The following is a 26,491-nucleotide window of genomic DNA, read 5'->3' on the forward strand; positions in this document are numbered from 1 at the left end:
TATCAGATGGTATTCTGCAGAACACGTAAAGACTTCGGCAGCGGAAATTGAACTTTTTCTTCCTGCAAAGTGACTTCTTTTATTTGGGCATTGAATTTCTTGCGGAGATGTTCCACACAATCCTGCACGACGACTTCCGGGGCGGATGCACCTGCTGTGATCAACACCCGACTGCTATCTTTGAACCATTCGTCTTTCAGATCGGCTTCTCCATCAATTAAATATGCGGGAATACCGTGGGTTGAACCAATCTCTTTGAGACGCTGGCTGTTCGAACTGTTCTGGCTTCCCAGCACTAGCAGGATATCTGCCTGAGTAACAAGTTGGTGGACTGCATCCTGGCGATTGGTTGTCGCGTAACAGATATCTTCTTTTGGTGGTGAAACGATCTGTGGGTAACGATTCTTTAAAGCCGTGATCACTTCGGTCGCTTCTTGAACGCTGAGTGTCGTCTGTGTCAGATACGCGAGGCGTTCTTCTGTGGTGAAGGGAAGTTTCTCAACATCTTCGGCTGTTTCGACCAGCGTTATACTTTCGGGTGCTTCGCCCATTGTTCCGATGACTTCGTCGTGACCTTCATGACCGACGAGAATGATATTATAATTCTCGCGTGCATACTTAAGCGCTTCGAGATGGACCTTCGTGACGAGCGGACAGGTCGCGTCAATTGATTTTAATCTTCGTTCTTTGGCCAGGCTGCGAATTTCCGGAGAGACACCGTGAGCGCTGAACAGCAGGATGGAACCCTCGGGAACTTCCTTCAGGTCATTGACGAAAGAGACGCCTTCTTTGGTAAATCGGTTAACCACGTATTGATTATGAACGATTTCGTGATAGACGTAAATGCCCGAACCAAACAGCCGGACAGCTTCTTCGAGGCAGGTGATCGCCATATTGACGCCCGCGCAAAAACCGCGGGGGTTAGCTAAAATAATTTCCATCGGAATCTCAGGTCTCGTTTTAGAGGCGGAACACGTAAACAAGTGGGATTTCGTATTCATTTACAGAGCTCCTGCATTATAGTCTTTTGGGGGTCAAGTTGAACATACTCGATTCGCACGGTTCCGACTCTTACTAACGAATCGTCGAATACAGCCTGTTGTTTGTGTTTGAAGAACCGTCAGAAACAGGGTGTCTTAACAGAAATAATGTCAGCCGTTACCATGGCGGTACCATCGTTTATCGGAACAAGCAATATGACCGAACTCTCCCCAGACCCCGACGCCGATCCCAATTCCAGTACGATCAGGACAGGCGATGTTACAGAGGCCAAACAGGCTGGAAGATGGGCTGACTTCACACTTCTTGCCATCCACCTTACCGCTGCAGGATATTTGTACTGGGTCTTGGTTCTACTTGTTCCGCAATACACGCAATTATTTGAAGAGTTCGACTTACCACTTCCCGAGATGACCGTGATACTCATCGGCATCAGCAGTCAATTGGTGGATTTTCAATACTCGCTGATCCCTTTGGCTGGAGTTCTGTTTGCCATTAGCGACATCTATATGATCAGGTACACCGAAGGAAAGTGGTGGCGACCATTCTGGTTATACGGCGCACCTCTGCTATTAATGGGTACGGCGGGATTGGTTCAATTTGTTTTTCAACTCGCTCTACAACAGGCTCAACCATTTTGAGTCGCCTGTTGGAACGGAAACCAGTTCACTGAGAAGCGGTGGAATCACCCACTGAAATGAATCACTTAATAAAAAAGCAGGGAAGCTTTCATGTGGAAAGTCCCCTGCTTTTGTCGTTTCTAATAAACCGATCAGAGTCACTCACTTAATCTAAGCAAGCCCCGATGAATTCGCTTACTCTTCGAATTCTTCGGCTTCAACTTTGACATCACCGAAGTCGTAGACTTCCCCTGCTTTCAAAGTGACTTCGACAGAAGATTTCGGACGGCCTTTTCCTTTGTTACCGGTCGTTTTAATGTAGCCAGTTCGCTCGTGCCAAAGTCGGACTTTGATTTCTTTTCCAACCGGCAGATTTTTAATTTCGAAGGAGCCATCTTCACCCGTTACAGCAGTAAAGGGATTGTCGCTGACAACCCAGTAAGCCTTCATGTGTGAGTGAATGTCACAGACGACAGGGAAAGGAAGTCGTTCTTCCAAGGGCATTTCAACTTTGACCCCTTCCCGATTGTTCGCTGCGATGGCGAAGTTCACGTTATCGTTACTTGGAGCATTTGTGTGCGTGTTATGGGCACATGAATCGTCCGACTTAACGACGATCTTCTGCCCTGTGGTCACAGTCAGGATGTGCGGGAAGAAGACACAGTTTTTCTGGTCGAAAACCACTTCTTCGGGAACTTCAGCGGAAGGATCAGCCAGGTCGTCTCCACGTAGATAGATCACGCAGTTAGCGATCCCTTTGCTGGCTTCATCAACAATCAGTGATTGATCTTTCTTGTCTTCTGCGGCGCAAACTTCGGCATCCTTCACAGCAGGATCACCTTTTTTGACAACTAGCTTAGGTGCAGGAACATCACCATCAAAAATGATGCGCCCTTTGATCGTGGCTGTCTCTGCCGCTTGAGAAACCATGGAACCGCAGGCAACCATGACGGCCGCCATCATCAGCACTGACTTTATCGCTGTTTTGCTCATATTCATTTCCTTGTGTTATTAATCCTCAGCAGTTGACGAGAAGGGAGATCGTTTCGGGTGCCATAAGAGGGAATCGGGACTAGAAAGCCCAATCAGAAGGCACGCGATGCCTAATACGAAACAATCTTGCTCCAAACCAACATACCGCATCGAAAAGGCAAATGCGAGAGGTTAACAGCGGGGATTTTCGTTTTTTCCGGGCGAAATGAGCAGCTAAAAACAGGGGTGTAGCGGATTATTGATCCAGTGTTACTTCAAGCGAAATAGCATGCCTTGTTCAGTCGGATCAATCATAACAAAAGAGCGAGATTCCAGTACAGGTCGCCCCTGATTATCGATTGCTTTGATTCTTGGCTATAGGTCTAGAAGGGGGGCTGAAAGCCCATGACCTGGAATCGAGCCAGTTCCATCGGATTCGTAATTTTGAGCGCACTGATCGAATCGTAAGTCAGCATGACTTTCCGAGCGCCGTAGCTATCGGGGCGATCTCGTTCGACGAGAAGAATGTCCCCGGAAACCAGAAAGTTCACGAACGCGATCTGCTCCTGAAAGTTGGTTACCAGTAATCCTTCTTTGGCAATTGCTTCTGGCCAGTTTTCAAACATTGATTTCCAAGACTCGTTCGACATCGGGAATACCTTCCATGTTTTCGTTTAAATGACATCCTGTCATAGATGCAGGGTCCTTAACTGTCAGGACTCCTGTACTCAATCCAACACCATCAGACACCGGACTTATCGGAACTGAAAATGAGGCGATTCCCTCACGATATCGCTATAGGGTAGTGTTATTTGCACACGCCTCGTCAATTTCTTTCGTCCGTCCATCATCCAAGACTGAATAGCAATCGTCTCCAGGAGGTGAGAGTTCCGCGCATAAAAAAAAGCAGACCGGAACTCTTACGAATTCCGGTCTGCTTGTCGTCCGACAAAAATGACCCCAAGGGGATTTGAACCCCTGTTGCTGGAATGAAAATCCAGTGTCCTAGGCCTAACTAGACGATGGGGCCAGACGATAACGGCGATGCCGTATGTGCCATAGGTTTATGAAAAATGAGGTTGATCGTCAAGCCAACCAATTCTGTTTTTCTATGACAAAAAGAATTTCGTCAAAATGGGCGGTATAACTCGATTCCAATCGGTTGATTTCAATGAAAAACAGCAAGGTTTTCAGGCTGTTTCTTAGCAGGGAGCGATGGATAAAAAAAGGACGCAGACTTAATCTGCGCCCCTTAGTTTTATTTGACAACGCCAAATCGTGATGGAATCACTCACAGGCAGTATCTGTTTTATTTTGAAAAGCTGATTAGAGCTGGAAATTCAGTTTTAAGCCTCGTGGATCTTAATTGAATCTGTATCAGAAGACATTTCCTTCTGAATAGCTTCGTAGATCTCGCTGCGATGGATCGGAACGTCTTTTGGAGCTTCAATGCCAAGTCGAACCTTATCCCCCCGAACTTCAACTATCGTGATGACGATGTTGTCGTCAATCACAATCTTTTCATTCTTTTTACGCGATAATACTAACATCGCTTGTTAACTCCCGGTCAGGCATGGAGGGCGGTTTTCTGGAATCCTCACGCGACATACAACGATGCGCGCCAGATAACCTTACTACCGGAATAATTCCAGCGATCAGATTGTATTTTCTACAAGCTGATCAGTCAACACCTTATCTCGGAGTTGACCGCCAGAATGCCTGCAATGTAGGAGTCTCAGTGATCTCAACTAGCCACAAACGCAGTACTAAACAAATGTTACAGAACTTCTCAAAAAATGTTCCGCCTGCGACTATTGAAGTACCCACCAACAATAGTTGGCAATTTCTGCAACTAATGGAGAGTCTTCAGCCTAGACCATGTCTTTCAGACCTTTGAGGGGTCGTACTTTGATGACATTGCGGGCGGGTTTGGCTTTGAAAGTCGTTTCTTCACCAGTGAACGGATTGATACCTTTCCGGGCTTTGGTGGCAGGTTTGTTAATTCTGGTGATTTTCATCAGGCCGGGAAGATTGAATACTCCCGATCCTTTTTTGCTCAAGCTCTGTCCAATGAGCTTGGTCAATTCATCCAACACACTGCTGACCTCTTTTTTAGAGAGTTCGGTTCCCTCCGCCAAGGCTGTCAGAATTTCAGACTTGGACATCGGCTTATCTGTTGCCATTTTGCACTCCTGTGGATGTGTTATACGAAATGAAATTTGAACGGACACTTAAACTGAAGAGGCTAGTAAAATGGCCTTCCGCAAACTTGTCAATAAACGAAAACACTATTTTTCCAGAGTTTCCGACATTCGCGCTCAATAATAATCTATAAATAGAGCCTTATTTTAAGTAGCTGCGCCTTGACGCTCTTTAGGCCGCACTCGCAGAGTCACCGTATAAACCAGCCCGTTGGACTACTCGTATTGGCTCGATCCGAGTAGTCGTGGTACTCTTCAGTTACGCCTCTATTCAACGCTCGAAAGAGGACTGATCAATCGTCCTGCTACCACCTTCTCTGGAGGGATATTTGCAATGACTGCCTCCCGGCCCCTGATGCTATTCCACGCGAAGGTATTACTCTGTTTACTAACTCTGTCCTTGACGTTAACTGGCTGTCAGCAGGAGGATACGGTAATAGGGAAATATGACGATCTGATCAAAAAGGATCCTGAAAATCATCAATACTATTTTCGCAGGGGTCTTCGTTTTGAAGATTTAAACAAATCCGAGGAGGCGTTGTCTGACTACGGTCAGGCGATCAAACTTTCGCCCGACATCGCCGACTATCATTATAACCGAGGGAATGTTTATCTAACCCTCAAGGACTACCCGAAAGCGATCCAGAATTTTGATGAAGCGATCAAACTTAATCCGAAAAATGCCGATTATTTCAATAACAAAGGGTTCGCCAGTAATCTGAGCGGAGATTATGAATCTGCCGTGAAATCGTTCACATCTGCAATATGGCTCGCCCCCGAAAATCCCGATTACTATTACGGTCGGGCTTTGGCGTATTATGACCAGGGGCAAAAAGAGAAGGCGGAATACGATTACATCCAAGTGCTGGAACTGGCCCCCGAATACCCGTATGTTTTGGAAAGAACCGAACCGGAAGACAATCTCAAACCGTGATTGCCCTCTTGGGACGCCTTTTCATACAATCTAAATTCGATCAAACTTAAAACAGATCAATCCGCTCAAGTCCATTCAGGAGGAATTTCGTGAGCACTTTACAGGCAGGTGAGCCTTCGGAAAACCAGGAGATCCGTAAACTTACGGGAAAAGTCGAGTCACGATTCAGCTCTCCATTGGTCCAGGAACGACTCCAGGCCCATCGGCTGGCGGACCTGGAACAACTCTTTGCTCACCGTGACAACGTGGATCAGCGTCACACGGGCCGCGCCGTCTGGTCTACCAGTATGGAAGACCGGAAGCACAATCGCTTTCAGGTGTTCGTTAAGCTCCATGAAGGAAAAATCCCTTTCCTGCCCCGTCTCTCTGAATTCCGGGGCGGTCTGTACAAAAAACCGAATCCCCTTCGGGAGTGGGAAGGGATCGACGTCGTCAAGAAGCTCGGCCTGAACGTGCCCGAACGATTGGCTCTTTTTCATGAGCAAGGCCGCCAATTTCGTGCTGCCGTGATCACGAAAGAAGTTACAGGACGTCAGTCCGTTTACCAGATGATCGAAAATCAGAGTTGGAAATCTCTCGGAAATGAGTTCCAGGCAGGCATCCTCGATCAGATGATGGCGATTATCGGGCGAATTCACGAAGGTGGCTATGGTTGGCGCGGAATTTCAACTGGACACTACTTTCCAGTTCTCAACGGCGACGGAACCTGGACCCTGTCTCTGATAGACCTGGAAGGCATCCATGATGGCGCCTCGAACAGTGTCGTCAAACGGGATTTTAATAAACTTCTGAAGTGCCTTGTGAAATACAACGGGGGCGATTTCGCTGCGAAATACGTCAAACAAAACTGGGAAAACCGAGGCCGCATCACTGTGAATTCGTTCCCGGTAACTGCAGCGGCGAAAGCCGCCTGAACTCATCTACTTTGAGAACGAAGTAAAACCAGATTCAAATCAAACATACCCGCGAACTCCGCCGGGTATGTTTTTTTTCGCCCAAAGATTCGAGATAGGAATCCTCTGGCAACATTTGTATCCGTATCCATGTCTAGGTAGAATCGATTCGGTTCGTCCCCCTCTGTTTTCCCGCCTGAAATGACCTTCATCCTTCCGGAAGATTTCTCCGCCCATGGCCCGTTATTACAAATACAAATCCGCCGAACAAGTTGTCGAAGGTGCGCAGGAACTGGGACAGAAAATTTATGCCAGCGACGATTTCTCTCCGCTGTTTGAGCCCATTTCGCTAGATGGCATGCTGGTAGGAAATCGATTGGGGATTCAACCGATGGAAGGGTGCGACGGCACCCAAGAAGGTTTTCCGGATGAGTTAACTTATCGACGCTATCAGCGATTCGGAGCTGGTGGTGCCAAACTGATCTGGGGAGAGGCAACTGCCATCGCGGATGATGGCCGCATGAACCCTCGTCAATTGATGATCAACGAGAAAACGGCCTCCGCTCTTGAAGACATGCTCACCGGTTGCCGCGATGCTCATCAGGAAGCCTTTGGATCAACCGAAGGTTTAGCCGTGGGACTGCAACTGACGCACTCGGGTCGCTTCAGTTATCGAAAACCACTAATTGCCACCCGCGATCCGATCCTCGATAAAGTGACGATCGATAAATCGACCGGCAAACCGATTGATGATTCGTATCCGATTCTCACCGATGACGAACTGAAACAGATCGAAGATCAATACGTTGCCGCCGCAGGTCTGGCTTACAAAATCGGTGTCGACTTTATTGACCTCAAACAATGCCACAAGTACCTGCTGTCGGAATTACTGGGCGCAACAAACCGTCCCGGTGAATACGGAGGCAGCCTTGAGAACCGGACCCGCTTGATTCGGAATCTGGTCAAACGAATCAAGGAAGAGTATCCCGATCTCATCATCGCCAGCCGAATGAATGCCTACGACGGAATTCCTTACCGGGGTGAAGGAGAAGAGTTTATCGGAGTGCCGCAACCTCATAAGTTGCCACTCCTGGTCGCCTTCGGTACGAATCCGAACAATCATCTCGAAGAAGATCTTGCCGAACCAATTCAAGTCGCGAAGTGGCTCCGTGAATGGGGCGTCAGCCTGCTCAATATTTCCTGCGGCAATCCTTATGCGAACCCGCACCTCGTCCGTCCGGCGGAGTTCCCTCCTGTCGACGGTTACCATGCTCCCGAACATCCGTTACTCGGTGTCTGTCGCCACATCCGAATCGTCCGGGAAATCCATCAGGCCGTTCCTGATCTTCCCATCATGGGCTCCGGATACAGTTGGTTACAAGACTTCGCCATGCATGTGGGTGCAGCGAATGTCGCCCGTAACGACGTCTCTATCGTCGGAATGGGCCGCGCGACATTGTCGCACCCTGACTTCGCGAAGACGCTCCTGGAGGAAGGTAAGATGACCCGCAAAAAGATTTGCCGGACGTTCTCCTACTGCACCAACCTGATGCGCACGAAGGATCATCCGCTGGGGCAGTACCCGACAGGTTGCCCCCCGTTCGATAAAGAAGTTTACGACCCGATCTGGAAAGAGGCCCAGGAGGTTCGGAAGGCGAAGGAAGCAAAGTAAGGATGATGTGATATCGGGTGTTTTAGTTTTAACAAGAAGGCACGAAGACACTAAGTTTCGGAACGGGGTGGTCCAGACAATCTCGAAGAGTTGTCTGGATTGCGCAGCAACGCTCAGGCACTGATTAACAGGTTCAGCTGGAATGGCTTCTTCGACTCTCCTACGAATTAATAAATCTGATTTTTACTGATTGCGTTATGAATCCCTCAGATCTGCAGGAAACGCAATACCTTCAGCAAAAGTCAAATGCACTTTGAGTTCACGTTCTGATCCCTGATAAGCCACCAGATCCCTTAATATATCGAAATAAATCTCAAGTTCTTTAGTAGGTAAAGCAGGCATCACTACGTGGTCCAAGGTTATCTCGTCACATTTCAGCCAACTTAAGTCAGTCAAACAATCACTCAAAGCATCCCAATTTCTTCCGAAGTAACTGGGGAATTCAAGCACTTCTGCAAGATGATCCAGGAAAGCCATTTTGTCACTTCCTGAGTAGTTTATGCAAAATCGACATGAAGCAGGGTGAGTGCCCCCCCCCTCCAGTTTTTTTTGATGATGATTCAACTTTTCACCTTTGTATCTTCGAGACTTTGGGGTTCATCAAAACCGAATAATGAGAATAAGTAACGGATCGATTCCTCAACACCACTTTACCTTGTTGCCTGTTACCAGTGCCACTTGGAACACTTTTCTCAATGGTTCAACTGCGTAGGTGAAATACTCTGGAGTGCGGATCTCTTCTCCAGTGAGGAATTCTGAAAGATAAACAGCAAGGAGTAACGGATCGATCCCGACAGACCTGCGAATGATGCCCTATGGAATCGATGAGAGAGTTGATTGGTTGCATGAAAGATGGGCAAGGCTACTTTAGGTAAAATAGGATGTAATCTAAGGGGATTAATTTACTCTCCTTTTCAACAAGATGCTGAGTTTATCGACCTCGGTCGTTACACCTGTCTCGTGATCCCAAATTAAAGCGCAATCATTTAGTTGAGAAGGATTATCGATGTGCGGGAGCAGAACCAGGTAATCTCCAGAACCGTTTTGTGCGATCGCAATCGCCTTGGGTGGAAATCCTGCACAACTACTGGCCGATTTATTACCGCTGACAATATCATTCCAACTGCGTGCTATTTGTTTTCGATTCGATTTATCTAGAACGGAAAATACTTGCCAGTCATCTTCTTCAATTTCGATTTCGGCTCCGTTCCATCTCTGTAAGTATTCGCTCAATGACGATGGTAGTTTCACTTGTAATTGTTCCTCAGCGTCGAGGATATATTTCAAATCAACTGGGAAGGGCATTGGATCAGTTCTCTCCTACAAATTGCGATTAGTCCAGTCTTGTGTAAAGCTAAGGGAATCTAGTCGATATCAAAATTAATAAAAACGTTTTTGCTCTTCGATTATCTTTTCTATCTCCGTCTGCAAAGCTTCCCATGTCGGTGATTTGATTTCATTTACGAATGTCGCGTCTCATGTTTGCTTACCCAGGCAGTAAAGGTATTGAGACCGTATTAAGAACGACTCAAGCCTTACAGAAATCGAACTCGAAATTTTGCATGTTAACGAAGCCGTGCAGTTCCATTTTTATCTGTCTCCATATGCAAGATGGTACGCCCAGTTGATAGAGTTTTTAGCATCAACGATCGAATAAAGTTTTTTTATCAGTCTAGGATAATCCATTCTTAGCATGCCCTCAGAACCACTTTCACCGATCCGACATTCGCACCATAATATTTTCTCACCGCTCCAGTCTGTCTTAATTTCCATTAGCATCGGAACTGTTTTTTGATCTCGAATAAGCCATACCAGTCCAAGCATTGAACAATTATTCTGGTCAGTCACCAGACAATGGGTAAGTTCAATCCCATCCAGCGAGTCCTGTTTCCATTCAGGATAAACAGCGATCAGCAGTTCAGTGAGAAAGAATTCTAGATCAGTCGAGATCTCATTAAAAGAATCCATGGGGACACCACCAGAATGAATCCACCTCGCAATGGCCTTTTCGGTCATGATCTATCTACACTCACTGATAGTGTTATCTTTTAGTTAAAGTTAAAACTCAGTCGCTGCTCGATCTGTCTCACGCTCTTGAGACAATTAAATTCTTCCTTCTCGATTAAAGTCTGTAAAATATCTTCCAACTCTTGATGCGGAACACCTAGACGAATTGATGAATCGGACAGCCAGAAGCAATGCCCGATCATGCGGCACAGCAATAACCACACACCGCTCCTAATAGTTGTCAGTCCAGGGGATCGCAAAAAGGGAGACGGTGACGCAGATCAGCAAGACAACCGCGATTGTGATCAAAGTCTGACGAGTTCGGCGTTTTACGCGAATCCTTTCACGTTCGGCGACTTCTGCTGCAGTCGGTTTATAGGTCATCTCTTTGGACAGATTGTCATGACCATCGTAAATTTCAATCTGATAACCTACCTTTTCCGCTTCAAATGCTATCGTGAACTGAGCCACTAATTTTTCAATTTCCTGCTGTGTCCCATAACCCTGATAATTGAAAGTATAGACGTTTTCGGATGGGCTTTTAAAAGCAGTGAATTCCATGTCCCAAGAGCGATACTGATCATCCCAATCTTTACGATTATTAGTTCTCAGACCAAATTGCCGTTTCATGAACTCCTTAAAATCTTCACGCGCATGTTTACCAAAAACACTCCCAACGAAGGTGCATTCGTCGAGGGGATCGGATTCAATGTTGATTGAGGACATAGCTACTCCGATGGCCTATCGATCTGATAGGTGCCATCACCGTGAACCGAGAGGACATATCGATTTGGCATATACAGGTTCCATAATTCGTCCTGATTGTCATCACCATATCTGCGGCATTTAAGTTCGCATCCGAGATCGAATTGGAACTGAGTGAAACCGCTCGATTGGTTGACGGAAGCAGCGACAAGTTTCTGACCCGAAAGTAGAGAGATTGCTTTTTCGATCTTTTTATTTGAAGATGATCCAGTAGCCAAGACTTCGTTAGACAGCGTCAATTGCCAATAACAACACCAAAGCCATAACCACCATTCCCCATGAACAGTTACATTTCGTTGGGACGCCTGTTGTTGCACAGTTTCTGATGATGATTCTGTGCAGTAAGGCTCTCTAATGCTCAGGGACGGTTCTCCAAAGTTTAACGACAAGTTAGTCTGTCGCCCATAATTCAGCCCCCAGCAAGGCTGACCGTAGAGTGGCTGAAGCCACTGATCAATTATCTGTTGATTCATGTTTTCGATAACGACTCCCCAAATAATTTTTACCAGAATCCGTTTCCGACGTTTCCCGTCGAACTCATAATAAAAAATGTGTTCCCACGGGCCGAGATGTAACTGACCGTTGGTGATCGCGACGACGAGTCCGATTTGGATACTTTTTGATTTCTCGCCAAACCCACGGCGACCAAAGAACATCATACCCTCAGAACCACGAGATGTTTACGCCGAAGTTGTCACCAGGGCTGCTGAACTTAGAGATCAGGGGAAGACGCACATGGAAGTCTGCGAAGTCCTGAACGACCTTGGGTTTAGAACTCGAACCAGCAAGCTCTGGCGGCATCCTCAACAGATTGTAAAACTGCTTCGGTCATTCGTTGCCAAGCCCGACGAGCTTCAATGACATGCCGACCGCATCTCCTTTGTAGCCCCAATTCACCAGAACTGAGGCAATCATCTTTGAGAAGCGAGAGAGCTCATCTTCAGCGGCAGAGACCGCATGACCGAGTTCATCCGGCTTCACTGCCCAGCGTTCAACAGGATTGTTAAGTTCATGTAGTTCGCTGAGTAGTAACCACGGCTTCCGAAACTTCATTGACAACCATGGATGCCCGATCCACAGCATCTCCCAGTAATCGTCCTTAAAGGTCACTGCGGCTTTCCAATCTGCGATGTTACCGAGATCGCTACAACAAGTCGGCAGTACAATCATGCCGTCGTCCTTTGAGTATAGAACAAGTCCACCATCTAACACTGGCACTGAGTCTGGATCGTCCAAGCTTGATAAACCACCCCACTCATCCAAAATGACACTAAGATACTTTTCGAGTTGCGCTTCCGAAAGCTCGTCGGTTGCAAGGTACCAAGAACCGGAAAAGATTGGGTTGATTTCTGTAATTCCAGAGTCAGCCAGAGATTCTCTCCAGTAGTGATCCCACTCATCGGGCATCTCTCTGACTGATCGTAGGGGAGAAGTGCGAGTCTTTTTAGAGAAAGTGAAGGGTTCTAATTCTACGACAGGCTTTAGTTCGACCCCGTGCAGTTCAACGATGTTAGCCATAGCTACTCCCCAATAATCTTTACCAGCACCCGCTTGTCCCGCCGACCGTCGAACTCATAATAAAAAATGTGTTCCCACGGGCCGAGATGTAACTGACCGTTGGTGATCGCGACGACGACTTCGCGGCCCATGATCTGGCGTTTGTGGTGGGCGTCGGCGTTGTCTTCGCCGGTGCGGTTGTGGTGATAGCGTTCGGGGGACGGATCGAACGGAGCAAGCTCCTCCAACCACTTGTCATAATCCCGATGCAGCCCCGGTTCATTATCGTTAATGAAGACCGACGCCGTAATGTGCATGGCGTTGACGAGCACCAGTCCTTCCTGGACACCACTTTCGGTGACGAGGTTCTCGACTTGGTCGTGGATGGAGAAAATCTGGCGGCGCTGCGGGATGTCCATCCAGAGTTCTTGGGTCAGCGTTTTCATATTGTGTCCTGTTACCGGGTTTCATGATCGATTTCTCGAAAATAAAGGTAACAGATATTTTACTACCGATCCAATAAATCAGGCTTGAAATGAATCGCAACTGCAGGAAGCCAGCGCTAGGCGACTTTTTTACGTTGGACGCTTTTGCGGATGCCGCGGGAGGAATCGGAGTTGAAGAAGGCGAGGAAGAGTCGTCCCGCGTCTGTCAGGGCAATGTCGTGGGCGAGGTCAGCTACCCTGTAGAAAGGCATGCTGGAGCGATAGATCAGTTTGAAGAGTGTCTTCAGTTCTGTCCGCTCTTCGTTGGAGTAGCCGCCCCGTTTTAACCCGATGCTATTGAGACCGACGATGGAACCGTCACGGTCGGTCATCAGGTAAGGGGGCACATCTTGAACGACTTTGGCGAGGCCACTGACCATCGCCATGGTGCCTATGCGGCAAAACTGATGAATGGCGGCGTTGCCGGAGATGATCGCTTTGTCACCAATCGTGACGTGCCCGCCTAACAGGGCTCCGCTGACGAGCGTGACATCTTCACCAAGCACACAATCGTGTCCTACATGCGAGTTCGTCATGAGATAACTGCGATCACCGATGATCGTCGCTTGTCCCGCTGTGACGGCCCGATGGATAGTCACTCCTTCACGAATGATGACTTCGTTGCCGATGTTGCAGTAGGTCATTTCACCGTCGTAACCGTGATCTTGGGGAACATCCCCGATGACGGCGTGCGAATGAATCGAGCAATTGGAACCTATCGAGGTCTCTCCCATAACGATAACGGAGGGAGCCAGCTTGCATCCGGGACCGATCCTGACGGGGCCGTCGATGACGACATGGGGTCCAATCTCACAGGCGGCATGAATTTGAGCCTGTGGATTGATAATCGCCGAGGGGTGTATGATTGCGGTTGGGTGAACAGCCATGTTGTTTCGCAAACTATCGTGGAATCCGTCACGATCAGGGAGGTCTCAGCACAGTGTCAGCCAAAACTGAAGTAAAGAGAACTGTGCCAAAAAGAACTGGAACAACGGACTTGATGATTTCCGTATGTTAGAAATCATCAGTTGTGTGAATCACGTTGCCACCCACAGTCTCGACAAATCGAAGCGCAAAGTCAAGAAAGTACAATGACCGACTTCAGAATTATGCTGGCGTGATAACCCTAGATAACAGAGGAAACTTTGTTTGGAATTCACTCGAAACAAGTCTGTTTAAAATTGTTTGTATTTCGCGTTAGCACTGTTAGTCTGGATACAACCGGAACCTGCTTACAACTCTGATTCCGTTTCTATCATGATGTACCCAACCCTGATCATCACTTCTTTCCCCTTTCTCCCTTCAGGGAAAACGCCTTATGAGATTTGTTTTGATGTGCCTGGCGATCGTGCTGTGCCTGACTGTTCTCCTCGGCGTGCTTGCCTTTCAGTATGGCGGCATGTGGGGCCTGCTGGGGTTCTGTGGTTTAATTGTCCTCGGTCTGCTCTTCCTGCCTCGCATTTTGAAATTCACCTTCAAAAGAGTGGTGCTGGGGGCACTTAAAAAGGGGATGGATGATGTGATGTCCCATCTGAAAGATGCCGAGATTGAAGTTCATCAAATAACTGCAATTCCGACTCCCGACTACTACCGGCCTGAATATGACGACGCGTTGGAGTTTGACGGTCCAGAGACGACGGCCGGCTTGGACTGGTACGAAATGGAAATCACCGTGCGGCCTCAACCTCCCCAGGCGGGCAAAGATCCTGCCAAATGGTATGTCGAAAGATTGTTGGTAACTGACCCTGAGTGGGAGGGGCCTCAGGAAATGCTGGAAGCGTTTCAAACAAAGTCTTTCGACGAAATTGAAGACGAAGCTCTTAAAGATCATGATGAAACGGCAAATTGGTCGCGCGAGATCTCCCGCTATTGGGTCTCTCGGGGAGAAACCTGGAGAGAGGTCGATCGCAATCTGTACGCTGAGGACGACCTGGAAGAAGATCCCGAAGAAGACGATTTCGGCGTAACAGATGAAGGAGCTCTCCAGGGAGAACAGCGGTTACGAGTGGAAATCAGCCTCCCGCAAGGGACCCAGTCATTCGAACTCCGCAGCATGACCCAGGTCCTCACAGAAGTGACCATTCCCGAGGGAATCGAGACAGTCAAACCGCGTCGCCTGGAGGCTCGTCCTGGAGACGAGTAACTCGACTTTCCTGTCAAACCGGCCTTCCGACGGTAAAACAAGGGATTTCTCCATCGTTTTTGAGTCATTTCCCCGCTTGTCCAGCAATGCAGATTCCGGCTGATGATCCGGCTGAAATCGTCTTCAACCCGAATCTGACTACTACTTTCAGGCTTCTGAATATGGTATGATTAAGGGGTCTAAAAACATCTATTACAGGACCATCAATGAACTCAGACGATTTTTTGAAAAAAGAAGTCAACCGCCGTCGGTTTCTCCAATCGAGTGCTCGCAATGCGGCAGGTGTCGCTGCTGGAATGATTGGCGTCGGCTTGGCCAGTAAAACGGCCCGTGCCTCCGCGAATGAAAAAGTGACTCTCGCGGGGATCGGTGTACGCGGACAAGGTCGGTTTCTCACGACCAGCATGTCCTCCTTCGCCGATGTCGACATCGCCACGATCTGTGACGTCGATGAAAACGTGCTGCCAACCACGGCTGCCGGAATTGAAAAAAATCAGGGATTCTCTCCCGCATTTGAAACAGACTTCCGACGGGTCCTGGACGATCCTAAGATCGATGGTGTCGTGATAGCGACGCCTGACCACTGGCATGCGATTATCGCCATCATGGCCTGCCAGGCGGGCAAAGATGTGTATGTTGAAAAACCGGTTTCGCACAACGTCGTCGAAGGGACACGGATTGTCGAAGCGGCTCGCCATTACGATCGCGTCGTGCAGTCCGGAATTCATCAGCGAAGTGGTGCCCATTTTCAATCTGCCGTCGAATACGTCCAAAGCGGAAAACTGGGAAAAATCCATCTCGCCAAAGCATGGACAATCCATCGTCGCAAAAACATCGGTCACACTCCGGACGCGGCTGTCCCTAAAGGGGTGAACTACGATCTCTGGTTGGGTCCCGCTGCAGAGCGACCGTTTAACCCTAACCGCTTTCATTACAACTGGCACTGGTTTTGGGATTACGGCACCGGCGAGATGGGCAACTGGGGCGTGCATATGCTCGATATCGCCCGCTGGGGTCTGGGAGTCGACCTCCCCTCGAAAGTTTCTGCGTCTGGGGGTAAATTCTACTTTGACGATGACCAGGAAACACCGGACACACAACTGGTCACATACCAGTACCCGGAAGCGACCCTCACCTGGGAACATCGTCTGTGGACCACCCACGGACAGGAAGGACGCTCCGCTGCAGCCGCCTTCTATGGCGACCAGGGCACACTGGTTGTCGACCGTAGTGGTTGGAAAGTCTATGACCAGGAAAACGCTCCTTCTGCCGATACCAGCGAGCAGGCCAAGGTTCATCACCGGAACTTCATCGACTGTATCAAGTCGCGTAATAAACCGACTGCCGATATCGAAATCGGCCACATTTCCTCGACGCTATGCCATCTGGGAAATGTCTCCTACCGACTCGGTCGCGAAATCGACTTCAACCCGGAGACACAAACCTGTGGCGATGATGCGGAAGCAAACGCACTGCTGAGCCGCGAATATCGCGAAGGCTGGGAACTTCCGACCTTCTGATCGTTTCCGATGAGCGAGATTTCTGCGGACTTCACTTACCTTGCCACACCAATCCTGACATCACTACTCTGACGACATCTATCGATAGGATTTTTCTATGCTGCCCCGATTGTACCTGACGATTGCTTTCCTGCTGACCACTGTTCTATTCAGCCAGTCCGATCTTGCTGCTGGTGAGTTCGCCTGGAACGACGATACCGAAGCGGGTGAGTTGACACTCACATACGACGAGAAACCCGTCATTCGCTACATGTACGCTTACGACACATCAGACGACACACGAGCACACGAAACATACAAAGTTTACCACCACGTGTTCGGTCCTGATTCTGGTGAGCAGATCACCAAAGGGGCTCACGGACAGTTCACACACCATCGGGGGATGTATGTCGGCTGGAATAAAACTCATGTGGGTGACAAAACCTACGACTTCTGGCACTGCAAAGATGGAGCTCACTCGCGACACGTCAAAGTACTAAAACAAGAAGCCACCGATGACATGGCGACGATGACCACGCTCATTCACTGGAACAATCCTGAAGGAGAACCTGTCGTTGCGGAAGAACGAACAGTTACCGTCAAACCGGTTGAACTGGAAAATGGAAAATCGTGGCAGATCGATTGGTCCACGAAACTCGAAAGCCAAATGGGCGATCTGGTTCTCGAAGGGGACCGGCAGCACGCTGGGTTCCAGTATCGAGCCGCACAGGCGGTCGCGGAAGCGAACAGCGCCCGCTATGTCCGTCCTGAAGGAGTCCCCCAGCAGCAGGCAGAAGCTTACCAGGTCGATGACTCGGGCAAGCCTCCACGGCATATCAACCTCGACTGGTTCGCCATGACTTACCCCCTGGGCGAAAACCAGTACACCGTGGAATACTTTCCTGCCAAAGGTCAGCCGGAACCGGCTCTCTTTTCTGAACGTCCCTACGGTCGCTTTGGAACTTACTACAAAACCGAACTCAAAGAAGAGAGTCCGCTGGAAATGACCTACCGGTTGAATGTCTCCGAAGGGGAGACTCCCAGCCAGGAACAGATTCAGGCTCGTTACGAAGACTATGTCAGTCCTTAATCAAACAGGATTATTAACACATCGGGGCCATCGTCGTTCTGGACATGGCCCCTGCCAGGAGGTGCAAAGTGAAAGTCGTAGTGCTCGGCGCCAGCGCCAATCGAAGCAAGTTCGGGAACAAAGCCGTTCGGTCCTACCAGGAACTGGGAGCGACCGTTTACCCGGTGAATCCGAACGAAACCGAAATCGAAGGCCTCACGGTCTATCCCTCGCTATCGGAAGTGCCGGATAAAGATATCAACCGGTTACTCGTCTATCTTCCACCTTCTGTGGGCATCACCTTACTGGGTGAAATTCAAGTTCTGAACCCGGAAGAAGTCTGGTTCAACCCTGGCAGCGAGTCCGCGGAATTGCTGGAGCAAACTGAAGAAATGGGAATGAACGTAATCACCGCCTGTAGCATCGTGGCGGTAGGACATTCGCCTTCGCAGTTTCCGGAAGAGTAGCTTCATCGGGAATGATGACGAGGAGCTGTGATGTTCCTCCGATGTTGCCATCACGATAGACGGCGATGACTCTGTCATTAGAGAATGGCTCGATTGTCATCATCTTCCGCGATATCCACGATTTGCTTGTCGCTTCGCAACCCGGACAACATGATGTGATTGTCCGGGCTATCCAATTAAGTGGCGTGGATCTGAATCACTCCGTGATCTCGCTCACCTCAACTGCACGATGTTCTTGCGCGGAGAGGTAGGCGGCGTCGACGAGAGCCATCGTTTCAAGGTTGTCTCGACCGTTGAGAGTGCATTTGGAATCAGTGGTGATTGCTCTTAACAGTTCGGCCATGGGACCGATGAAGGCGTCGGGGAACCAGACCTCATTCCAGCGGGGGCGTTGCCATGCGTCGGGCTGAGAGAGGGAGAGGTAGTCGAGCGTGCTGGGGACTCGTGCTGGGTACTTCGGCCAACCGATGGTTCCGCGTGCCAGACCAGCTGTCCCTTCGATTCGCCAGTTAATGCCGATCGCTTCCTGCATGGCCGATTGAATCGCTTCCTCATTCGGACCAGCCCAAACGTCGTCCCAGCTTGATGCGCGAAGTCCGTTTTCGTATTCGAGGATGTAAAGACAGATTCCGTCTTCATGCGCAAAGTTCCTGGCGGTGCGTGGGTCGCTTCGAACGGAGGCATAAATTCGCTTTGGCGAACCGAACCAGTAGCGGAATGTATCAAGATGGTGGATACTCATGATGCGGAGCGAAAGCCAACCGAGTCGTTCCTGCCAGGGCATCCAATGGGGAATCGCCCGCATGTCGATCGTTGCCAGAACCGGCTCACCCAGGACCTCTCGATCCAGCAAACACTTTGCCGCCCGAACGGAATGATCGAACCGCATGTTCTGATTGACCGCGAGTGTGATCCCCGCACTCTCGCAAAGTTCCACAATCCGAACCGCTTCACGATAGTTCATCCCAAGCGGTTTCTGTGCCAGTATCCCTTTGATGTGAGATTTTTGAACGGCCGCTTCGATCACTTCCAACTGGATATCAGGTGGTACGGCGATGTCGATCACCTCTAATCGATCATCGTTCAATAGCTCTTCGTAGTTGGAATAAACCGTGGGGATCTTGTGCCGCGCGGCGACTTCACCTGCGCGGGTTGGATTTCGAGAGCTGATCGCCAGGGGTTGTAAACCGGCCTGACGATAAGCGACCAGATGAAAGTCGGCCATAATGAAACCGGCACCAATGCAGCCCACGGCGGGAAAGTCTCCACTCGGTAACCGAACAAGATAATCCTCTTCAGTTAACTGCAAGTCAGGTTTGTTCATTATGCCCTAATGTTATTCTGTTTCGAGTTTAATTTCGATCCCGCTCAGAACGGGTTTTCGGGCACCGGTCTCTTCCAGTTCAACTTTCAATCGGGAAGAAATGGGGATGCCGTTGAATTCCTTCACCAGCACATCGCGAGCCCCACCCGTTTCGGCCAGGATATCGAAATCACGTAGCAGGGGTTCGCCTTGAAGATTCACATTGAATCGACGGTCGCCTACCTTCACATCTTGCTCCGGTTCGGCGAAGAAGAGACGAACAGTGTATGGACGGCTGGGAACGTGACTGACTTCGGCAACCTGTTCGAGGGAATCTTCTTCCAGTTCGATAAACAGGCGTGGAATTCCAGATTTGTCACCCTTCTTGTCGCCATCGGCTGCCACAGCCGCACGATCGCCCGATCCCTTGATAATGAAACCGATCGCATTGCCCGGTTCCCATCCATCGCGATTGACGATTTCTTCGATCAATGTTTTCAAATCAGGAGTCCGTTCAGCCTCGCCGTGGCGAGCCGCTTCCCAAGGTTCAATCTCCCACTTCACGGACGCTTCGGTTTTGGGTCGTTTTGTGATGCTTTCCCGTTTCGTGCTGAAACTTTTAACATCATCAACCGCTTCGCTCCAGACAGTGACTTTGGTTTCCGTGTCGATGGCCTTGGTCGCGGTGAACTGAATATAGGCTGACTTAATCTTTGCTCCCTTGGGAAGGGGCAGGGAATTGAATCGAATTCCGGCAGTATGATCCTGCTTGGAAGCTGGGTAAAAAGTCGTATTGGAAACAATCATATCGCCGTTGGGTAATTCAGCGGCGTCGTCCACCGAACTGTTAGCGGGGAAACCGAACTCCAATTGATCAATCGCGGTTGGTTTCACGAGCAGATCAATCTGACTGGCCCCTTTGACACCCGATGAGGCAACCCATTTCAATTCCTCTCCCTGATAGCGGGAAGAGTGATCGAGGAAGTATTCGGCATCTCCTTTAACGGATACGGTCAGCGACGGAGAGGGTCCTCCGATTTCGGGATAGTCGAGCCACAAGGTGCCTTCTTCGTCACGACGATCGCCGGGGGCACCAAAGTTGATTCCCACCGCCCGCACAAGATCACCATCGTAGGCCATGTCGTTGTGGGTCCAGATTTCAAGGTCGGGCATATGAACCATCGCCAGAGAGGTCTGGTTCTGGAATGAGCAACTACAAGTTCGCGTATAATCGGGGGCATTCAACAGCCCATCTGCGGCGATGAGGTTACTTGTGCAACCTGATTTGAAACCACCGAAATGGCCTGTCCCGCCATCGTTGGTCATGTCATAAAAGGCGGCTGAGGAAGAGCGGAAAGTCAGCATCGTCTCACAGGCAATCGGATAGTTACACCCCTTGGTTGCGCTGTAGCTCCAGACATCTTCTTTGCCAGTCAGCGGGTCCGTTCGCATGAGCGGCTTTCCGGTGATCAGTGAATAAAAACGACCTCCTGTAATCAGTTTGTCGCCATGTAGAATCGGAGGCGTGCTGTACGAAATCGACTCATTCCAGAGAACGTCTCCCGTATCGGCATCGTATGCGATGATCTGTCGACCATTTTCATCCCGGACAGTGTCATTGGAAGGACGAGTCGATTGAATCAGAATACGATATTCATCCGAATAACCGAGCCAGGTGCCGAAAATGTTCTCGGACGTTTTCCAGACGACATCGCCAGTTTCAATGTCATAAGCCGTCAGCGAATACGTATCCGGATTCACTTCGCCCCGGCGGGCCAGTTGTTGTTCAATGTTAGGAGGTAATTTATCGAGTACATAAACGACGTTGCGACCAACGCAAATGGCGTTGTGAATCAAGCTATGTTTAGCAGGTACTTGCCATTTAACCTGGCCGGAATGGCGATCCATCACTGTCAGTCCGCGACTGGCCGATTGGTCATAATCGACAAACCGGAATTTACTGCGGCGCTGATCGGCAGTATCAATCGGCAGGTTTTTACGTTGACTGTACTCAGCAAAACCGAGTCCACCCAGCAGGTTGTTCCCAGCGATACCGATGTAACCCCAAGACTGTACTGGCTCGGACTTTTCGTCGAATTTCAGTTCAGGAAGATCGAACATGGCGACATCCTTTCCTGTGACCGCGTCGAGAACACGACACTTGTCCTTCTGGAGGATGTAGACCAGATCTTCTGTAGCGATATAGTTCGTTCCGCGGGCATTAGCTCCGGGAATATGTACCTGGTTGTATTCAGTACTCAGCGGGGTGTCTTTGTAAGTCTGATCGAAGAAGAGTCCTTCGGCCCCCGTGTCGACCAACTTGGTTTGCCACAGGACTTGGCCAGTATAAACATCGCGTGCATTAAGAACATCCATTCCCTGAATATAGAGTCTCCCCCCAATGATCTGCTCCGGCGGACCGTGACCATGTCGAGGAAGGACGTCCATATTGGAACTGCCACCGAACCACAGGAGGCCCATGGGCAATTTAACACGAGAATCGTCTGACTTGACGGTGTTTTCGATGTCGCCGTATTGATGAGTCCAGTTTCCAGCACCAGGAAGCTGCCCTGCACGGGTGACGGTGAGTGATGAACCGACGGAAGTAAATTCACCCTTCGCCAGAGAGCCTTGCAGTTGCTGGCCTTTAAGACTGCTGAGCAGCTTCGATGAATTGTCGGGATTAATAAACCAGAGTTTGCCCCCATAAGGACGAAGGCCTTCGAAGAGGTTTTCCGCCAGTTCCGTTTCTCCCGGAATCGTAGCTTCATATCCAATTGCGGCAGGGTCGTTAATGATCGTCATACTGGAGAGGTAGACGGGCAGGGTATAATCCTGATTTAACTCTCCATCCAGAAACGCAACGGGATGAGAACCTGGCACTGCGGAGGGATCAACGATATCGAATTTCTTCCGCCACTCGGTTACTTTTTCGGTGTCCGAATCGAGGACGATCCATTTCAATTTTGATTCAGCAACGACCGCTTTTAGTAATTCACCATCACCAATCCCGACGAAGTATCCATAAGCTGCCTCAGGAGTGAGTTGGCGTACAATTTCTTGAGCTTCCGCTTTCGCTTCCTCGGTGAGTGGGAGTTGTTCCTGTTTAGTAGCAATTTCGGTTGCCGTCTCAGATTCATTCCCGGTGAAAACGAAAACCTGACCTTCATCGGTCGTCACAATCAATCGATCATCAGCGGCGACGAGGCGAGCGATGGTTCCGTCTAATGATAATGTCTGAATTTTTTCCGGTGCGGTTGCTTCGTCCTCAGAGAGTTGCCAAACAGTGATTTCTTTTTCACCCGCGGCGTAAAGTCGTGAGCCAGCCTGGATCATATCTTTAGTAGCATCGGCTTCGACCTTCCAGACCGTTTCTTTCGGATCGTCATAGTTATGACATTCCAGCGAATCCCCGGAATAGATGAAGGCTTTGTCACTCAAAACAGGTTGATGACCGCGTAACTCGTCACGACGACGGCCTGACCCCAGGATAAACCAGCTATATTCGTCGTCTCTCTCGTGAGCCCAGAGGGCAGAGTTGTTTGCGAAGACGTACGAACCGCCGGACTTACCGTAGTCGGCCAGATGAAAGAACTGCAACTTCCCAGTATCCCGTTCGAGGCTCGCAGGAATTGACCGGCCTCCGGGAATAAAGAGTTGTTTATCATTTACAGCAAGATGTCCCTGCGGTGCGATACCGGCAAAGGCGGGGTAGTGGTGCGGTTGATCGATGTAGAGGGCGCTTGTGTTGTCGTTGACCCAAACGGTATCTCCCGTTTCGGCATCGAGCGCGTAAATGAACGTCCCCATAAAAGGCCAGATACTGGCGGCGAAATAGACCGTACCGTCATCAACCACTGCCGCTCCACGTGCAGGCCAAGTTGAAATGAGGCGTTCGTTCCCCAGAATTTTCCGATCCGACGGTCCGCCCCGGAACTTCCAGATTTCGTTTCCGGTGTTTACATCCAGGCAGTACAGGTATCCGTCGTCGCTGACGACATACGCTTTGCCATCGGCACAGGCAGCTGGATAGCGAATCGGGCCGTCGGCATAAAATCGCCAGCGTTCTTCGCTCGTTTTGACATCAAGGGCGAGAACTTTGTCGGTGTCATTAAATGACAGCAGCATCAAGCCGTTGACCACGACTGGTTCAAACTGACTGTCGTATTTCATTAAGTCATGGTTGAGAGGATCATCCCAGACAGGTTTCCGTTTGCCGAAGTTGACTGACCAGCCGGGGTACAGTTTGTCGGGCAAAGCATGCGGCGAGACTCCTGTGCGGCCTGCATCGTATCGCCACATAGGCCAGTCCTCAGCTTGGACCAAGCTGGACGAGATGCAGAAGGAGGAAAGAGCAATCAGACTGAACAGAGCCAGACGAAGGGTCAGGTTGAATTTTATCATGTTGATTTAAATCGGCAGGAATAAAGTGTTCAGGAGGGGGGATACAACTTCCGAGAAAGAAGACTCATCTCGGAATCTGTACAAATTTGAACAGATGGAAGCGTGTGCGCTTCCACTAGGGATGGATAAGGTCTCATTTATAATAGCATGTGGGATGATCGAGGCCAAACAGAGAACCTTTCGCAAGCTACTAAACTAGCGAACATTTATCGAAAATTCAGGCAAAACTTACCTGAAATTGACCAAGTCCCGCAGGATCGCCCTCAACATACGCGCAGACCCTTGAGAAGAAGGTCGGTTGACTGGAGAATCCGCCCGATTCCGGGTAGGATGGGCGGCTCTGTTCATTAATGCGCAGATAGTCTGCTTTGCAGATTGCGGCCTTGATATAGCATTTTTCGTCGAAATAAATACTTGTTGCATTTAGACATGCATCCAAAGTCTGGAGATCAAATATGAGTAAGTGGCCAGTTGGGGTGTTCACCTCAATAGATGCCGGGTTAGGAGTCCGGTTGGATGTTGCCCAGGATCTGGATATTCCGACCGTCCAAATACACGCCCCTCACGCAGGGAATCGTACCGAATCCGCCGCCAATGAATTCCTCGAGAAATGCAAATCGGCCGGTATCAAAGTTACAGCTGTCTTTGGTGGATTTGAAGGCGAAAGCTACGCTGACATCCCGACCACGATCCGCACCGTCGGCCTTGTTCCCGAAGAGACGCAAGCGGCTCGCGTTCAGGAAATGAAAGAGATCTCTGACTTCGCAAAGCTGCTGGGCTGCGACACCGTCGCCCTGCATATCGGCTTTGTCCCCGAAGACCACGATTCTCCAGCTTATAAACGATTGCTCGACTGCACCCGCGATCTCCTGGATCACGTCAAAGCGAACGGCCAGCAATTGAACCTGGAAACAGGTCAGGAATCGGCCGAACACCTGCTCGCCTTCATCGACGATGTTGGACGGGACAACCTGTTCATCAACTTCGACCCGGCTAACATGATTCTGTACGGTACGGGTGACCCGATTGACGCCCTGATAAAAGTGCAGAAATTCGTCCGCAGTGTCCACTGCAAAGACGCCACTTGGGCAAACGATGGCAAACGAGGCGAGGAATGGGGCTGTGAAGTTCCCTTCGGTACAGGAGATGTGAATGCAGAGCTGTACCTGCAGACCCTGAAAGAAATCGGCTACGATGGCCCGCTGACGATCGAACGGGAAATCCCTGAAGAACCGACTCAGCAGAAAAAAGACATCGGCCAGGCGGTCGCGACGATCAATGATCTGAAAGCAAAAATCGGCTAACCCCGGTTTGCCTGAAATGATTCACCGAGAACTCCCTGCTTTGATGAATGAAATCGAAGCGGGGAGTTTTTTGTTTCGATCGACTCCACTCCATCGATCCGTCATTCAACTCCTGCTTTATATCTTTTATGATCTCCGGCCTCTCGAGTTCGAAAACCTGTTTCCTTTTGAATGAGTTCCCTTCATGCACCTGATAGACACCCATTGCCATCTTGATGAAGAAAGTTTCACCACTGATATGCAGGAGGTGATTGAGAGGGCCGTTGCGGAAGAAGTGGGAACGATGTTCACGATTGGGATTACCGCCCCCAGTTGTCAGCGAGCCGTAGAGATTGCCGCGAAGTATGAGGCAGTCAAAGCGATAGTGGGTGTGCAACCGAATTATGTCTCCCAACTATTAGATGGAGACTGGGAGAAAATTGTGGAGCTGATGAGTCACCCGGAGGTGATTGGTATTGGTGAAACGGGGCTCGACAAATACTGGGACCACTCACCACTCGACCTGCAACAGGATTTTTTTGATCGCCATCTGAAACTCTCTAAGGAACTCGATCTTCCTTTCGTCGTCCATTGCCGGGAAGCGGAGTCCGAAATTGTAGAGCAGCTACAAGCTTTCACCGGTTCCGAAAAGCTGCGAGGCATCATGCATTCGTTCTGCGGTAACGAAGAGACGCTGACAGCTTGTCTCGATATGGGCATGCATATGTCGTTTTCGGGAATGCTCACTTACAAGAAAAACGACGACCTGCGATTCGTGGCGAAGCAAGTCCCGCTGGATCGGTTGCTGGTGGAAACAGACGCCCCCTATCTCGCTCCTGTACCTAAACGGGGAAAACGGAACGAGCCTTCATTCGTGAAACATACTTGTACCGTACTCGCCGAGATTCATAACAAGACGACCGAAGAGATGGCCGAGATCACGACACAGAATGCGCGGGACCTATTTCGATTGAAGGCCGGATGAAAACGACAGCGTGATTCATTCCAAAGAGAAAAGAGACCCTCGTTAAACCCTGTTTTTTTCGGCGAAAACTAACTGTCAAATCAGTTTGTAAAAGCTACATGAGATCTACGCGGACTCGACTATTCCGGTTAGGTAAAACCCTCTGCGCGCGAAGGAGTTTGCCGATTATGCGTTTCACGCAGGTTTCACGGACGGTCTGGCGGATGCTCAATTCGCCGTTAAAGTTTCACTCGTTTATTTAAGTGGACTGACCTCCCAGCTTTTGAAGGAGACGCGACGACTTGTCCACCCCG

24 protein-coding genes, 1 tRNA gene and 1 pseudogene are annotated in these 26,491 nt (G+C 49.6%); 10 read left to right on the forward strand and 16 right to left on the reverse strand.

Annotated elements, in window-relative coordinates:
• Positions 1 to 2: 2 nt before the first annotated feature.
• Positions 3 to 941, reverse strand: a complete 939-nt coding sequence (gene ispH, locus Pla110_RS16175; protein ID WP_144999737.1) for a 4-hydroxy-3-methylbut-2-enyl diphosphate reductase — start codon at positions 939 to 941, stop codon at positions 3 to 5.
• A gap of 255 nt (positions 942 to 1,196) precedes the next feature.
• Between ispH and Pla110_RS16180 the strand changes: the two genes are divergently transcribed.
• Complete coding sequence (locus Pla110_RS16180; RefSeq protein ID WP_144997103.1) at positions 1,197 to 1,640, forward strand: type II secretion system F family protein; 444 nt, start codon at positions 1,197 to 1,199, stop codon at positions 1,638 to 1,640.
• 174 nt (positions 1,641 to 1,814) lie between these two features.
• Here Pla110_RS16180 and Pla110_RS16185 read toward each other — a convergent pair whose 3' ends face one another.
• The 5 genes from Pla110_RS16185 to Pla110_RS16205 form a co-directional block, all read right to left on the reverse strand.
• Complete coding sequence (locus tag Pla110_RS16185) at positions 1,815 to 2,612, reverse strand: cupredoxin domain-containing protein (RefSeq protein ID WP_144997105.1); 798 nt, start codon at positions 2,610 to 2,612, stop codon at positions 1,815 to 1,817.
• A 362-nt stretch (positions 2,613 to 2,974) separates the two neighbouring features.
• Positions 2,975 to 3,241 (reverse strand): hypothetical protein, encoded by a 267-nt coding sequence (locus Pla110_RS16190; RefSeq protein ID WP_144997107.1) that lies wholly within the window; start codon positions 3,239 to 3,241, stop codon positions 2,975 to 2,977.
• Between the two features lie 305 nt (positions 3,242 to 3,546).
• Positions 3,547 to 3,621 (reverse strand) — tRNA-Glu (locus Pla110_RS16195).
• A gap of 316 nt (positions 3,622 to 3,937) precedes the next feature.
• Complete coding sequence (gene csrA, locus Pla110_RS16200) at positions 3,938 to 4,141, reverse strand: carbon storage regulator CsrA (RefSeq protein WP_144997109.1); 204 nt, start codon at positions 4,139 to 4,141, stop codon at positions 3,938 to 3,940.
• Positions 4,142 to 4,462: 321 nt separating this feature from the next.
• Positions 4,463 to 4,774, reverse strand: a complete 312-nt coding sequence (locus tag Pla110_RS16205; protein ID WP_144997111.1) for an HU family DNA-binding protein — start codon at positions 4,772 to 4,774, stop codon at positions 4,463 to 4,465.
• Between the two features lie 352 nt (positions 4,775 to 5,126).
• Between Pla110_RS16205 and Pla110_RS16210 the strand changes: the two genes are divergently transcribed.
• From Pla110_RS16210 to Pla110_RS16220, 3 genes are all read left to right on the forward strand, one after another.
• Positions 5,127 to 5,726: a tetratricopeptide repeat protein gene (locus Pla110_RS16210; protein ID WP_144997113.1), complete on the forward strand. Its 600-nt coding sequence runs from the start codon at positions 5,127 to 5,129 to the stop codon at positions 5,724 to 5,726.
• An 89-nt stretch (positions 5,727 to 5,815) separates the two neighbouring features.
• A complete protein-coding gene (locus Pla110_RS16215) occupies positions 5,816 to 6,640 on the forward strand; it encodes a lipopolysaccharide kinase InaA family protein (protein ID WP_144997115.1) in 825 nt (274 codons plus the stop codon).
• A 214-nt stretch (positions 6,641 to 6,854) separates the two neighbouring features.
• Positions 6,855 to 8,291 (forward strand): oxidoreductase, encoded by a 1,437-nt coding sequence (locus Pla110_RS16220; protein WP_144997117.1) that lies wholly within the window; start codon positions 6,855 to 6,857, stop codon positions 8,289 to 8,291.
• 195 nt (positions 8,292 to 8,486) lie between these two features.
• On the opposite strand, the gene Pla110_RS16225 is transcribed toward Pla110_RS16220, so the two are convergent.
• The 8 genes and pseudogenes from Pla110_RS16225 to lpxA form a co-directional block, all read right to left on the reverse strand.
• Entirely contained in the window at positions 8,487 to 8,768 is a 282-nt protein-coding gene (locus tag Pla110_RS16225; protein ID WP_144997119.1) for a barstar family protein, read from the reverse strand.
• Between the two features lie 420 nt (positions 8,769 to 9,188).
• Positions 9,189 to 9,596: an SMI1/KNR4 family protein gene (locus tag Pla110_RS16230; protein WP_144997121.1), complete on the reverse strand. Its 408-nt coding sequence runs from the start codon at positions 9,594 to 9,596 to the stop codon at positions 9,189 to 9,191.
• 285 nt (positions 9,597 to 9,881) lie between these two features.
• Positions 9,882 to 10,307: a hypothetical protein gene (locus Pla110_RS16235; protein ID WP_144997123.1), complete on the reverse strand. Its 426-nt coding sequence runs from the start codon at positions 10,305 to 10,307 to the stop codon at positions 9,882 to 9,884.
• Positions 10,308 to 10,529: 222 nt separating this feature from the next.
• On the reverse strand, positions 10,530 to 11,024 hold the full coding sequence (locus Pla110_RS16240; RefSeq protein WP_144997125.1) for a hypothetical protein: 495 nt from the start codon (positions 11,022 to 11,024) through the stop codon (positions 10,530 to 10,532).
• Positions 11,025 to 11,557: 533 nt separating this feature from the next.
• Positions 11,558 to 11,665: pseudogene (locus tag Pla110_RS23195) on the reverse strand (YjbQ family protein); the annotation flags it as partial.
• A gap of 226 nt (positions 11,666 to 11,891) precedes the next feature.
• Complete coding sequence (locus tag Pla110_RS16250) at positions 11,892 to 12,470, reverse strand: hypothetical protein (RefSeq protein ID WP_144997127.1); 579 nt, start codon at positions 12,468 to 12,470, stop codon at positions 11,892 to 11,894.
• Positions 12,471 to 12,583: 113 nt separating this feature from the next.
• A complete protein-coding gene (locus Pla110_RS16255; protein WP_144997129.1) occupies positions 12,584 to 13,006 on the reverse strand; it encodes a secondary thiamine-phosphate synthase enzyme YjbQ in 423 nt (140 codons plus the stop codon).
• Between the two features lie 116 nt (positions 13,007 to 13,122).
• Entirely contained in the window at positions 13,123 to 13,932 is an 810-nt protein-coding gene (lpxA, locus tag Pla110_RS16260) for an acyl-ACP--UDP-N-acetylglucosamine O-acyltransferase (RefSeq protein ID WP_144997131.1), read from the reverse strand.
• Positions 13,933 to 14,363: 431 nt separating this feature from the next.
• Between lpxA and Pla110_RS16265 the strand changes: the two genes are divergently transcribed.
• The 4 genes from Pla110_RS16265 to Pla110_RS16280 all read left to right on the forward strand — a co-directional run bounded on the left by Pla110_RS16265 (position 14,364) and on the right by Pla110_RS16280 (position 18,223).
• Positions 14,364 to 15,188 carry a hypothetical protein gene (locus Pla110_RS16265; RefSeq protein WP_144997133.1) on the forward strand — a complete coding sequence of 275 codons (825 nt, stop codon included), beginning with the start codon at positions 14,364 to 14,366 and terminating at the stop codon, positions 15,186 to 15,188.
• A gap of 206 nt (positions 15,189 to 15,394) precedes the next feature.
• Positions 15,395 to 16,708, forward strand: coding sequence for a Gfo/Idh/MocA family protein (locus tag Pla110_RS16270; RefSeq protein ID WP_144997135.1), 1,314 nt, complete (start codon positions 15,395 to 15,397; stop codon positions 16,706 to 16,708).
• Between the two features lie 97 nt (positions 16,709 to 16,805).
• Entirely contained in the window at positions 16,806 to 17,777 is a 972-nt protein-coding gene (locus Pla110_RS16275; RefSeq protein ID WP_144997137.1) for a DUF6807 family protein, read from the forward strand.
• A 68-nt stretch (positions 17,778 to 17,845) separates the two neighbouring features.
• Positions 17,846 to 18,223, forward strand: coding sequence for a CoA-binding protein (locus tag Pla110_RS16280; RefSeq protein WP_231742524.1), 378 nt, complete (start codon positions 17,846 to 17,848; stop codon positions 18,221 to 18,223).
• Positions 18,224 to 18,419: 196 nt separating this feature from the next.
• Here Pla110_RS16280 and Pla110_RS16285 read toward each other — a convergent pair whose 3' ends face one another.
• Together Pla110_RS16285 and Pla110_RS16290 are read right to left on the reverse strand one after the other, a co-directional pair.
• Positions 18,420 to 19,547: a Gfo/Idh/MocA family protein gene (locus Pla110_RS16285; RefSeq protein ID WP_144997142.1), complete on the reverse strand. Its 1,128-nt coding sequence runs from the start codon at positions 19,545 to 19,547 to the stop codon at positions 18,420 to 18,422.
• Between the two features lie 12 nt (positions 19,548 to 19,559).
• On the reverse strand, positions 19,560 to 23,930 hold the full coding sequence (locus Pla110_RS16290; RefSeq protein WP_144997144.1) for an outer membrane protein assembly factor BamB family protein: 4,371 nt from the start codon (positions 23,928 to 23,930) through the stop codon (positions 19,560 to 19,562).
• A gap of 455 nt (positions 23,931 to 24,385) precedes the next feature.
• Between Pla110_RS16290 and Pla110_RS16295 the strand changes: the two genes are divergently transcribed.
• Both Pla110_RS16295 and Pla110_RS16300 read left to right on the forward strand, forming a co-directional pair.
• Positions 24,386 to 25,234 carry a sugar phosphate isomerase/epimerase family protein gene (locus Pla110_RS16295; protein WP_144997146.1) on the forward strand — a complete coding sequence of 283 codons (849 nt, stop codon included), beginning with the start codon at positions 24,386 to 24,388 and terminating at the stop codon, positions 25,232 to 25,234.
• 184 nt (positions 25,235 to 25,418) lie between these two features.
• Entirely contained in the window at positions 25,419 to 26,198 is a 780-nt protein-coding gene (locus Pla110_RS16300; protein WP_144997148.1) for a TatD family hydrolase, read from the forward strand.
• Positions 26,199 to 26,491 lie beyond the last annotated feature (293 nt).

Origin of the sequence: Polystyrenella longa (assembly GCF_007750395.1) — a bacterium.
GTDB lineage: Bacteria > Planctomycetota > Planctomycetia > Planctomycetales > Planctomycetaceae > Polystyrenella > Polystyrenella longa.